Origin of the sequence: Streptomyces olivochromogenes, assembly GCF_021538895.1 — a bacterium.
GTDB lineage: Bacteria > Actinomycetota > Actinomycetes > Streptomycetales > Streptomycetaceae > Streptomyces > Streptomyces olivochromogenes_A.
The window spans coordinates 1-11,851 of sequence record NZ_JADDRL010000185.1 but is presented as its reverse complement, the minus strand read 5'-3'; the positions used below and the strand labels follow the sequence as shown (position 1 = coordinate 11,851).

Genomic DNA, 11,851 nt, shown 5'->3' with positions numbered 1-11,851 from the left:
GGTACCCGCGCAGAAGGCCCGGACCCCGGAAGCCGCACGCCCCCAGGGCACCTCCGGCGACCACCTGGAGCACCCCGACCCCCAGGTCGCCGCCCAGGCCGCGGCCGTCGACAGCCTCCTCCGCTGCTGGGTGCGGGAGACGGGCCTCACCGCACCCGACGCCGGCACCCTCCGCATCCCGCTCCCCACCAGCGGTACGGCCGTGACGGCGCCGGTCCGCTACTGGTCCCCGGCGGGCTGGCACCGCTTCGGACTCCCGCGCCTCGCCGACGCCCCCGAGGACGCCCCACCGCTCGACGCGGTCACCCTCGCCGCCCTGCTCACCCGCGAGACGCCGGGCGGCGCCGACTCCGGCCCGGCCGCCCGCGTGGCCGGCGTGCGCGGCGACGGGGGTGACCTGGTCGCCAGGGTCGCCGACTCCCTGCGCCGTACCGTCACCTTCATCAGCGACCGGCGCCGGCGCCCCGCCGACGGCCCCGACCTCTTCCTCGCCGCCGAACAGGCGCTGCTGCTCGGGCACCCGCTGCATCCGACCCCGAAGAGCCGAGAAGGCCTGTCCGAGGCCGAAGCCCGCCTGTACTCACCGGAGTTGCGCGGCTCCTTCCCGCTGCACTGGATGGCCGTCGCGCCGTCCCTTCTGGCGACCGACTCGGCCTGGACCGAACGCGGCCGCCCCGTTCCCGCCGCGCAGCTCACGGCGTGGCTCGCCGGAGCCGGGCTCCCGCTGCCCGACGGCCACGCCGCCCTGCCCCTGCATCCCTGGCAGGCACGCGAGGTCCGGCTGCGCACCGAGACCGCGGCGCTCCTCGATGCCGGACTCCTCCGGGAACTCGGCCCGCACGGCTCCCCGTGGCACCCCACCTCCTCGGTACGCACCGTCCACCAGCCCGGCGGCCCGGCGATGCTCAAGCTCTCCCTGGGCCTGCGGATCACCAACTCCCGTCGGGAGAACCTCCGCAAGGAACTCCACCGTGGCGTTGAGGTGCACCGCCTGCTGCGCGCCGGTCTGGCCAAGGCCTGGCAGGCCGCTCACCCCGGCTTCGACATCGTCCGCGACCCGGCCTGGCTGGCCGTCGACGGTCCCGACGGCCGGCCCGTGCCCGGCCTCGACGTGATGATCCGGCACAACCCGTTCGTCCCGTCGGACGACGTCTCCTGCATCGCCGGACTGGTCTCACCCCGGCCCTACGGCCCCACCGGCACCGCTGCCGACGGCGGACCGGGGGCGACGGCGCCGGTCCGGTCCCGGCTCGCGCAGGTCGTCACACGGCTCGCCGAACGGACCGGGCGACCCCTCGCAGCCGTCGCCACCGAATGGTTCCTGCGCTATCTGGAACAGGTCGTACGCCCGGTGCTGTGGCTGGACAGCGAGGCCGGCGTCGCACTGGAGGCCCACCAGCAGAACACGCTGCTCCTGCTGGACGGCGACGGCTGGCCCGCCGGCGGCCGCTATCGCGACAACCAGGGCTACTACTTCCGCGAGTCCCGGCGCACCGAACTCGACTCCCGGCTGCCCGGCATCGGCGAGCACAGCGACACCTTCGTCTCCGACGAGGTCACCGACGAACGCTTCGCGTACTACCTCGCCATCAACAACGTGCTCGGCCTGATCGGCGCGTTCGGCTCCCAGCGCCTCGCCGACGAACAGCTGCTGCTCGCCGCCTTCCGCCGCTTCCTCACAGGTGTCGCCTCGGGACCCTCCGCGCCGCGCACCTCCCTGCCGGCCCGGCTGCTCGACTCGCCCGTCCTGCGCTGCAAGGCCAACCTGCTCACCCGGCTGCACGGCCTCGACGAACTCGTGGGCCCGGTCGACACCCAGTCCGTCTACGTCACCATCGCCAACCCCCTGCACTGCTGAACCGCACGACCCACCCCTGAACCGCACGACATCGACGTCCTTCACTTCCGAGGAACATGCCCCACCCCGTCTCCTGAGAGGAGCCCGCCGTGCCTCCCACCGACGCGAGCGCCGACGCCGGCCCTGTCCCTGCTCACCCGGGCTGCGCCGACCCCGGCGAGGTCAGCGAGAACTGCGAAGACACGCTGGACCTGCGCCTGCCCGACGAATTCGTCGCCCTGATGGCAGGGAAGGCGCCCGACACGTACGACGCATACGACACGTACGACGCGCACGGCCGCGGGGGAGACACGGAGGACCGGCTCGTCCCGGCCGACGACGGGCGGGACCTCGCCGACCGATGGCCGGACGAGCCCGACCGGCGGCGGGACACACCAGACCTATGGCAGGACGGGGGCGACCAGTGCCAGGGCGTCGGCGACCCATGGCCGGACGCGGGCGACCGATGGCCGGACGCGGGCGATCTGTGGCACGTCCCGACCACCCGGGTGCAGGTCCCGGCGGGCGACCGGCCCGTCGCGGCGCACGAGGACCTGCTCGACGGCGTCCGTGCCTGGGGGCCGATCGCGACCCCCGTCGGCTCGTTCCAGCTGCACCCGGTCCGCCTCGACCGCGACCTTCCACTCATCCGCCGCTGGATGAACGACCCCGCCGTCTCCGCCTTCTGGGAGCTGGCCGGTTCCGGGGCCCAGACCGAGGACCATCTGCGGGCGCAACTGACCGGCGACGGGCGCAGCGTCCCGTGCGTCGGCATCCTGGACGGCACCCCGATGAGCTACTGGGAGATCTACCGGGCGGACCTGGACCCGCTGGCCCGCTACTACCCGTCCCGCCCGCACGACACCGGCATCCACCTCCTCATCGGCGGTGTCGCCGACCGCGGGCGGGGGCTGGGTTCCGCCCTGCTCAGGGCCGTGGCCGACCTGGTCCTCGACCGTCGCCCCGCCTGCGTACGCGTCGTCGCGGAGCCCGATCTCCGTAACACCGCCTCCGTGGCCGCCTTCCTGAAGGCGGGTTTCCGGTACGCCGAGGAGGTCGACCTGCCCGCCAAGCGGGCCGCCCTCATGATCCGGGACCGGTCCCTGCGCCATCTGATGTAGGCCGCGCGACGACGCCGAGGAACCCCACCGTGATCCCAGCCCCGGTCCCACCCCTGGTCCCAGCCTTGATCGCCCGTTTGTCAGTGCCGGGTCGTAGGGTGGTCGCGCTATGACGAAGCCCTCCCTCCCTGAACTCCTGCATGCCGCCGTCTCAGCCGTCGGCGGTACGGAGCGCCCCGGCCAGGTGACCATGGCCGAATCGGTCGCCGAGGCGATCGACGACGAATCCCATCTGCTCGTCCAGGCCGGCACCGGCACCGGAAAGTCGCTCGGCTATCTCGTGCCCGCGCTCGCACACGGGGAGCGCGTCGTCGTGGCGACGGCCACCCTCGCCCTGCAGCGCCAGCTCGTGGAACGCGACCTGCCGCGCACGGTGGACGCGCTGCACCCGCTGCTGCGCCGCCGCCCCGAGTTCGCGATGCTCAAGGGCAGATCGAACTACCTGTGCCTGCACCGGCTGCACGAGGGAGTACCGCAGGACGAGGAAGAGGGACTCTTCGACCAGTTCGAGGCCGCGGCGCCCACCAGCAAGCTGGGCCAGGACCTGCTGCGGCTGCGCGACTGGGCGGACGAGACCGAGAGCGGCGACCGCGACGACCTCACGCCGGGCGTGTCCGACCGCGCCTGGGCGCAGGTGTCGGTGTCCTCCCGGGAGTGCCTGGGCGCCACGAAGTGCGCGTACGGCGCCGAGTGCTTCGCGGAGGCGGCCCGCGAGCGCGCCAAGCTCGCCGAGGTGGTCGTCACCAACCACGCCCTGCTCGCGATCGACGCCATCGAGGGCGCGCCGGTACTGCCGCAGCACGAGGTGCTGATCGTGGACGAGGCCCATGAACTGGTCTCCCGCGTCACCGGCGTCGCCACCGGCGAGCTCACGCCCGGCCAGGTCAACCGCGCGGTGCGCCGCGCGGCGAAGCTGGTGAACGAGAAGGCCGCCGACCAGCTCGAGACCGCCGCCGAGGGCTTCGAGCGGCTGATGGAGCTGGCCCTGCCCGGGCGGCTGGAGGAGATCCCGGAGGACCTCGCCTACGCCCTGATGGCACTGCGCGACGCCGCCCGCACCGTCATCTCCGCGCTCGGCACGACCCGCGACAAGTCCGTCCAGGACGAGGACGCGGTCCGCAAGCAGGCGCTGGCCTCGGTCGAGACGGTCCACGACGTGGCGGAGCGCGTGGTGAACGGCTCCGAGTGGGACGTCGTCTGGTACGAACGCCACGACCGCTTCGGTGCCTCCCTGCGCGTGGCACCCATGTCCGTCTCGGGTCTCCTGCGGGAGAAGCTCTTCGCGGACCGCTCCGTCGTGCTCACCTCCGCGACGCTCAAGCTCGGCGGCGACTTCAACGGAGTGGGCGCGTCCCTGGGCCTCGCGCCCGAGGGCACGGAGGGCGAGGACCTGCCGAAGTGGAAGGGCGTCGACGTCGGTTCGCCCTTCGACTACCGCAAGCAGGGCATCCTCTATGTCGCCAAGCACCTGTCCCGCCCGGCGCGGGACGGCGACCGCGCCGACATGCTCGACGAGCTGACCGAGCTCATCCAGTCGGCCGGCGGCCGCACGCTGGGCCTGTTCTCCTCCATGCGGGGCGCCCAGCTCGCCGCGGAGGAGCTGCGCTCCCGGATCCCCGAGTTCCCGATCCTGCTCCAGGGCGAGGAGACCCTCGGCGAGCTGATCAAGAACTTCGCGGCGGACCCGAAGACCTGTCTGTTCGGCACGCTGTCGCTGTGGCAGGGCGTCGATGTCCCCGGCTCCAGCTGCCAGCTGGTCGTCATGGACAAGATCCCGTTCCCGCGCCCCGACGACCCCCTGATGAGCGCCCGGCAGAAGGCGGTGGAGGACGCCGGAGGCAATGGCTTCATGGCGGTCGCCGCGACCCACGCGGCGCTCCTCATGGCCCAGGGCGCCGGCCGTCTCGTACGCGCCACGGGGGACCGGGGCATCGTCGCCGTACTGGATCAGCGGCTGGCCACGGCTCGGTACGGCGGCTATCTCAAGGCGTCGCTGCCCGACTTCTGGTACACGACGGACCGTAACCAGGTCCGGAAGTCGCTGGCCGCCATCGACGCCAAGGCGAAGCAGGCGGAGGCGGAGTGATCGCGGGGTGGCCGGTCCCGGCGCCGGGACCGGCCACCCCGCGATGTCATGCGGTCCGGGACCGGGTCCCGCACAGCACAGGGCCCCGGAACCGGCGCAGGGGTCCCGGGGCCCGGTCAGGGGACGCGCCGTTTCGGCCCGTCCATCGCAGCCGTCACACGCGGCGCAGCACCGCGACGACCTTGCCGAGGATGGTCGCGTCGTCGCCGGGGATCGGCTCGTAGGCCGAGTTGTGGGGGAGCAGCCAAACATGGCCGTCCTCGCGCTTGAAGCGCTTGACGGTGGCCTCGCCGTCGAGCATGGCGGCCACGATGTCGCCGTTCTCGGCGACCGGCTGGCGGCGGACGGTGACCCAGTCGCCGTCACAGATCGCGGCCTCGATCATGGAGTCGCCGACGACCTTCAGGACGAAGAGCTCGCCGTCACCGACCAGCTGCCGGGGGAGCGGGAACACGTCCTCGACCGACTCCTCGGCGAGGATCGGCCCACCGGCGGCGATCCGGCCGACCAGCGGCACGTACGACGCGGCGGGCTTGCCGGCGGTGTCCGTGGGCTGCACCGTCACGGCCTGGTCGGAGCCGCGCACCTCGTACGCGCGCGGGCGGTGCGGGTCGCGGCGCAGGAAGCCCTTCCGCTCCAATGCCATCAACTGGTGTGCGACGGAGGAGGTGCTGGAGAGGCCGACGGCCTGGCCGATCTCCCGCATGGACGGCGGGTAGCCCCGCCGCTGCACCGAGTCCCTGATGACCTCGATCACGCGGCGCTGCCGGTCGGTCAGCCCCGAGCTGTCGGCCCGGATGCCTGGAGGTCGGCCAGGCAGGGAGCGCTTGTGCCCCTCGGGATTCGTGGCTTCGTTCATCGCATGCACCGGCTCAAGTCGGCCCTGGGAGCGGTCCTGGGCAGTGATGGTGGCACTGTCTGCGGTGGTGGTCACGTCGGCCCCTCTCGATGGTCTCCCTGCTGCACAACGGTAGTTGCTTTCGAAAGGTTGCGCCAAACACACGTTCGAGTGAAAAATCGCGGTTCACCTGTCGCGATCATGTGTTTGGGTGTATGGCTGACGCGGTCCCTGGCGGACAAAACAGCCCGTTGCTGTACGCTTCACCGCCGGGGTCATGACCTTGTGGGCCGCTTCCCCAGTCTGCCATCCGGAATCCGGTCAACCGGACGGCGGTCCCCTTCTGCGCCGGAGTCCTACGTCTGCTCCGTGCGGCGCCCACCGTATCTCCGTAAATGCCCTGGCGATACGGCTCTGCGCACGCGTGTTGCGGGTGAGGCCGGTCCGATCGCGCGGTGCCGATCCGTACGCGCGCGACACGCGTATGGCCTCGATGTATGAGCCAATCCCCACATCTAGTGGTTGGATTGCTACAGCAGCCCACAAGTTGTGGTCCCCCGGGTCTTCGGGGCCACGGCGATCGCCTATGCTTGGGGCTGCTTCGAGGGGCCCATGAGGTCTCTTGGGGCTGTTGAGTCTGCTGTGAGGAGGGTTGGAGATCATGCACTGCCCCTTCTGCAGGCACCCCGACAGCCGTGTCGTCGACAGCCGTACGACCGACGACGGCACGTCGATCCGCAGGCGCCGCCAGTGCCCTGACTGCTCCCGTCGTTTCACGACCGTGGAGACGTGTTCGCTCATGGTGGTGAAGCGGTCCGGAGTCACCGAGCCTTTCAGCCGTACCAAGGTCATCAACGGCGTGCGCAAGGCGTGCCAGGGACGGCCTGTCACCGAGGACGCGCTCGCCCAGCTCGGCCAGCGGGTCGAGGAGGCGGTGCGGGCCACCGGAAGCGCCGAGCTGACCACCCACGACGTGGGGCTGGCCATACTCGGCCCGTTGCAGGAGCTCGACCTCGTCGCCTATCTGCGATTCGCCTCCGTCTACCGGGCGTTCGACTCGCTGGAGGACTTCGAGGCCGCCATCGCGGAACTGCGGGAAGCGAGGCGAGGCCCCGCCGTGGACGACGAAGACGCGGGAGCGGGGAGCCAGGAGGACGACCGCGGGCGCGGGGGGACCGGCGAGGTCCCCGTGCCTGCCCACGCCGCCGACTGACCGGCGGGCGGGAACCGGGTGGAGACCCCGGTTCCGACCGGACGGCGGCGATCGAGACCTGTTGTGGGCGGCAGCGTGAGGGTGCCCGCAACACAAGACAGCACACCGTGTCACGGGAACATCGTGGCACTTCAGGGCGTTTTAGCCCGTACAGGGAGGCGGCATGACAGAGACGGCGAGCGGCCCGGCACGAGGTTCCCGGTCCAAGGGCACCAAGGCCAGCAAGGGGCTGCGTATCGAGCGCATCCACACCACCCCCGGCGTGCATCCGTACGACGAGGTGGCCTGGGAGCGCCGTGACGTCGTCATGACCAACTGGCGCGACGGCTCGGTCAACTTCGAGCAGCGTGGCGTCGAGTTCCCCGACTTCTGGTCGGTGAACGCGGTCAACATCGTCACCAGCAAGTACTTCCGGGGTGCCGTGGGCACCCCGCAGCGAGAGGTCAGCCTCAAGCAGCTGATCGACCGCATCGTGAAGACGTACCGGAAGGCCGGCGAGGACTACAAGTACTTCGCCTCGCCCGCCGACGCCGAGATCTTCGAGCACGAGCTGGCGTACGCCCTCCTGCACCAGATCTTCAGCTTCAACAGCCCCGTGTGGTTCAACGTGGGCACCCCGCAGCCCCAGCAGGTCTCCGCCTGCTTCATCCTGTCCGTCGACGACTCCATGGAGTCGATCCTCGACTGGTACAAGGAAGAGGGCATGATCTTCAAGGGCGGCTCCGGCGCCGGCCTGAACCTCTCCCGTATCCGCTCCTCCAAGGAGCTGCTCTCCTCCGGCGGCAACGCCTCCGGTCCCGTCTCCTTCATGCGCGGCGCCGACGCCTCCGCGGGAACGATCAAGTCGGGCGGTGCCACTCGTCGCGCCGCCAAGATGGTCATCCTCGACGTCGACCACCCGGACATTGAGGACTTCATCGAGACCAAGGTCAAGGAGGAGGAGAAGATCCGCGCCCTGCGTGACGCGGGCTTCGACATGGACCTGGGCGGCGACGACATCACGTCCGTCCAGTACCAGAACGCCAACAACTCGGTCCGTGTGAACGACGAGTTCATGAAGGCGGTCGAGCGGGGCGGCAAGTTCGGCCTCCGCGCGCGGATGACCGGCGAGGTCATCGAAGAGGTCGACGCCAAGGCCCTGTTCCGCAAGATGGCCGAGGCCGCCTGGGCTTGCGCCGACCCGGGCATCCAGTACGACGACACGATCAACCACTGGCACACGTGCCCGGAGTCCGGCCGTATCAACGGCTCGAACCCGTGCAGCGAGTACATGCACCTGGACAACACGTCCTGCAACCTCGCCTCGCTGAACCTGATGAAGTTCCTGAAGGACGACGGCAAGGGCAGCCAGTCCTTCGACGTCGAGCGCTTCGCCAAGGTCGTCGAGCTCGTCATCACCGCGATGGACATCTCCATCTGCTTCGCGGACTTCCCGACCCAGAAGATCGGCGAGAACACCCGCGCGTTCCGCCAGCTCGGCATCGGCTACGCCAACCTCGGCGCCCTGCTGATGGCGACCGGCCACGCGTACGACTCCGACGGCGGCCGTGCCCTCGCCGGTGCCATCACCTCCCTGATGACCGGCACGTCGTACCGCCGCTCCGCCGAACTCGCCGCGGTCGTCGGCGCGTACGACGGCTACGCCCGCAACGCCGACGCCCACAAGCGCGTCATGAAGCAGCACGCCGACGCCAACACCAAGGCCGTCCGCATGGACGACCTGGACACGCCGATCTGGGCCGCCGCCACGGAGGCCTGGCAGGACGTCGTCCGCCTCGGTGAGCAGAACGGTTTCCGTAACTCCCAGGCGTCCGTCATCGCCCCGACTGGCACCATCGGTCTCGCGATGTCCTGCGACACCACCGGCCTTGAGCCCGACCTCGCCCTGGTCAAGTTCAAGAAGCTGGTCGGCGGCGGCTCGATGCAGATCGTCAACGGCACCGTCCCGCAGGCCCTGCGCCGCCTGGGCTACCAGGAGGAGCAGATCGAGGCGATCGTCGCCCACATCGCCGAGCACGGCAATGTGATCGACGCCCCGGGCCTCAAGCCCGAGCACTACGAGGTCTTCGACTGCGCCATGGGCGAGCGCGCCATCTCCGCGATGGGCCACGTCCGCATGATGGCCGCGATCCAGCCGTGGATCTCCGGCGCCCTGTCCAAGACGGTCAACATGCCGGAGACGGCGACCGTCGAGGAGGTCGAGGAGATCTACTTCGAGGCCTGGAAGCTGGGCGTCAAGGCGCTCGCGATCTACCGCGACAACTGCAAGGTCGGCCAGCCTCTCTCCGCCAAGACCAAGGAGAAGGAGAAGGCCGAGGTCACGGCCAGGGCCGAGGAGACCATCCGCGGCGCGGTCGAGAAGGTCGTCGAGTACCGCCCGGTCCGCAAGCGCCTTCCGAAGGGTCGTCCCGGCATCACCACCTCCTTCACGGTCGGCGGTGCCGAGGGCTACATGACCGCCAACTCCTACCCGGACGACGGTCTGGGCGAGGTCTTCCTGAAGATGTCCAAGCAGGGCTCGACCCTCGCGGGCATGATGGACGCCTTCTCCATCGCCGTCTCCGTCGGCCTCCAGTACGGCGTGCCCCTGGAGACGTACGTCTCGAAGTTCACGAACATGCGCTTCGAGCCGGCCGGCATGACGGACGACCCGGACGTGCGGATGGCGCAGTCGATCGTCGACTACATCTTCCGCCGCCTGGCGCTGGACTTCCTGCCCTTCGAGACGCGCTCCGCGCTCGGCATCCACTCCGCCGAGGAGCGTCAGCGTCACCTGGAGACCGGTTCGTACGAGGCGTCCATCGACGACGAGGTCGACGTCGAGGGCCTGGCCCAGTCGGCGCCGCGCGCCCAGGAGCTGAAGGCCGTCGCCATGCCGAAGGCCGAGCCCGAGGCGGCCAAGCCAGCCCCGAAGCAGGCCCACACCAGCGCCGAGCTGGTGGAGATGCAGCTGGGCATCCAGGCCGACGCCCCGCTCTGCTTCTCCTGCGGCACCAAGATGCAGCGCGCCGGCTCCTGCTACATCTGCGAGGGCTGCGGCTCGACCAGCGGCTGCAGCTGAGGTCGGGCACCGTCAGGGTGTGAACCACCGTTGAGGGCGGTGGAGCCGGTTTCCCGGCTCCACCGCCCTCGGCGTCTGTGACGCTTCTTGCGGCGGGCGCCGTGGCGGCAGGTTCATCGCGTGATCAAGAGAATCGAGCCGGCGTCCCTTTTCCGTCCCCGCACGCCCCTTTGGGCCCTAGCCTCCGCTCATGACCACATCGCAGAGGTACGACGGTGACATCCGCGAACTCGCCGGGCCCGCCCGCCGCGGCGCTCGACACACTGCTCGTGGACCTGCGCTCACCGGATCCGTCCGTGCGCGACGACGGGGCCTACTCGACCGCCGCGCGCTGGATACCGGTCCTCGACGCGAGCGAGCGGTACGGCCTCGGCGACAGCGTGGCCCGGCACTTCGCCGACACCGCCGTCGAGGCCCGCGCCTTCGCGCCGCTCGTCCTGGCCCGGATCGTCGAGGCGGGGACCTGGCGGGAGGAGTGGTGGCGCGCCTTCTGCGACTGGTACCCCGCCGAGACGGATCTGCGGGGGCATGATCCCGCGCTCGGCTGGGTGCACGCCGCCGCCCACGGCGCCGATCTGCTGGCGGCCCTGGCCGAACATCCCGGACAGCGGCCGCTGCCACTCGCCGAGTGCGCCGTGGACCGGCTGCTGGCCCCCACCGACCACCTCTTCGACGCACAGGAGGACGACCGCATCGCCCTCGCCCTGGCCCGGATCCTCTGCCATCCGGAGCTGACCGAAGCCCAGTCCGAGCAGTGGTTGATCCCCGTCTCGGAGGCCTTCCGCACGGGTGAGCCCGGACCGGTCCCGGCCTGGGCGTCGAACACCATGCGTACGCTGCGCATGCTGTACGTCCTCGCCGACCGCGGGGTCAGGAGGCGCAACACGGACGAGGCGCCGCGCACGCCCACCCACCGGGAACCGGTCCTCGGCGCACTGGCGCGGACGCTCGCGATCGTCGCCCCGTGCACCGGATGACCGTCAGGGCTGGTGTGCCCTGCCCATGTGCCGGGTGAAGGTCGCCGGGTCGTCCTCGAAGCCGTACATGCCGGACCGGAAGGTCCACCCGCCGGACTCGTCGCGCGTGAACTCGCCGACGGTCGCCGCCGTCGCCCCGAGCACCGAGGCGAATTCGTCCTCGGCCAGGACGGTGTAGCCCTCTCGGATGCGCACGGCGGGGTTCCGTACGTTGACGAACGTACGCTCCGCCTCGCGCTGCTGGATGACGACACCGACCACCACGCGCGCGTACCGGCTGTCGAGCCGGTCGAGTTCGAGCGTCATGACCTCGTCCCAGCCGAAGCCCTTGCCGTCCTTGCTGTCCCGGTTGAGGAAGATCGTGCCGTCCGGCGAACGGCTGTCGAAGTGCACCAGATAGGCCGGTGCGCCGTACAGGTCGCCCGTCACGTACGTCGCGGCGACGATGTCGAGATCGGTGGGCGGCTGTCCGGCCGGACTCGGGTCCCACTTCAGTGCGACCTCGACCTTGCGGATCCCCTTGCTGAAGCCGTTCACCAACTTCCCCTTCCCCCTAGAGGCCTCTCTGCCCCAACTTCCCGGAAGTCAAGGCTCGTTGTCCATCGTGCCATGTACGCGGGGGAGTGTGCGCGGGTGATCTTCGCCGGAGCGTGACCGCTGCCACGGTCCATGGCCTTACGATGGCGCGGTGCTGGTCAAGTGGATTCGCTGCACCGTG

8 protein-coding genes are annotated in these 11,851 nt (G+C 70.5%); 6 read left to right on the top strand and 2 right to left on the bottom strand.

What is annotated here, in order from left to right; genetic code table 11:
* The 3 genes from IPZ69_RS44420 to IPZ69_RS44410 form a co-directional block, all read left to right on the top strand.
* Nucleotides 1-1,858, top strand: a 1,858-nt coding sequence (locus tag IPZ69_RS44420; protein WP_235460600.1) for an IucA/IucC family protein, incomplete at its 5' end; no start/stop codon positions are given.
* 89 nt (nucleotides 1,859-1,947) lie between these two features.
* Nucleotides 1,948-2,958 (top strand): GNAT family N-acetyltransferase, encoded by a 1,011-nt coding sequence (locus tag IPZ69_RS44415; protein ID WP_235460599.1) that lies wholly within the window; start codon nucleotides 1,948-1,950, stop codon nucleotides 2,956-2,958.
* A gap of 109 nt (nucleotides 2,959-3,067) precedes the next feature.
* Nucleotides 3,068-5,044: an ATP-dependent DNA helicase gene (locus IPZ69_RS44410; RefSeq protein ID WP_235460598.1), complete on the top strand. Its 1,977-nt coding sequence runs from the start codon at nucleotides 3,068-3,070 to the stop codon at nucleotides 5,042-5,044.
* Nucleotides 5,045-5,198: 154 nt separating this feature from the next.
* Here the strand turns inward: IPZ69_RS44410 and lexA are convergent, their stop codons facing one another.
* Nucleotides 5,199-5,978: a transcriptional repressor LexA gene (lexA, locus tag IPZ69_RS44405; protein ID WP_235460597.1), complete on the bottom strand. Its 780-nt coding sequence runs from the start codon at nucleotides 5,976-5,978 to the stop codon at nucleotides 5,199-5,201.
* Between the two features lie 565 nt (nucleotides 5,979-6,543).
* Here lexA and nrdR point away from each other — a divergent pair.
* The 3 genes from nrdR (at nucleotide 6,544) to IPZ69_RS44390 (ending at nucleotide 11,133) form a co-directional block, all read left to right on the top strand.
* Nucleotides 6,544-7,095, top strand: coding sequence for a transcriptional regulator NrdR (gene nrdR / locus IPZ69_RS44400; protein ID WP_235460596.1), 552 nt, complete (start codon nucleotides 6,544-6,546; stop codon nucleotides 7,093-7,095).
* Between the two features lie 163 nt (nucleotides 7,096-7,258).
* Complete coding sequence (locus tag IPZ69_RS44395) at nucleotides 7,259-10,156, top strand: vitamin B12-dependent ribonucleotide reductase (RefSeq protein ID WP_235460595.1); 2,898 nt, start codon at nucleotides 7,259-7,261, stop codon at nucleotides 10,154-10,156.
* A 215-nt stretch (nucleotides 10,157-10,371) separates the two neighbouring features.
* Nucleotides 10,372-11,133: a DUF2785 domain-containing protein gene (locus IPZ69_RS44390; protein ID WP_235460594.1), complete on the top strand. Its 762-nt coding sequence runs from the start codon at nucleotides 10,372-10,374 to the stop codon at nucleotides 11,131-11,133.
* Between the two features lie 3 nt (nucleotides 11,134-11,136).
* On the opposite strand, the gene IPZ69_RS44385 is transcribed toward IPZ69_RS44390, so the two are convergent.
* A complete protein-coding gene (locus IPZ69_RS44385; protein ID WP_235460593.1) occupies nucleotides 11,137-11,670 on the bottom strand; it encodes a TerD family protein in 534 nt (177 codons plus the stop codon).
* Nucleotides 11,671-11,851: the final 181 nt, after the last annotated feature.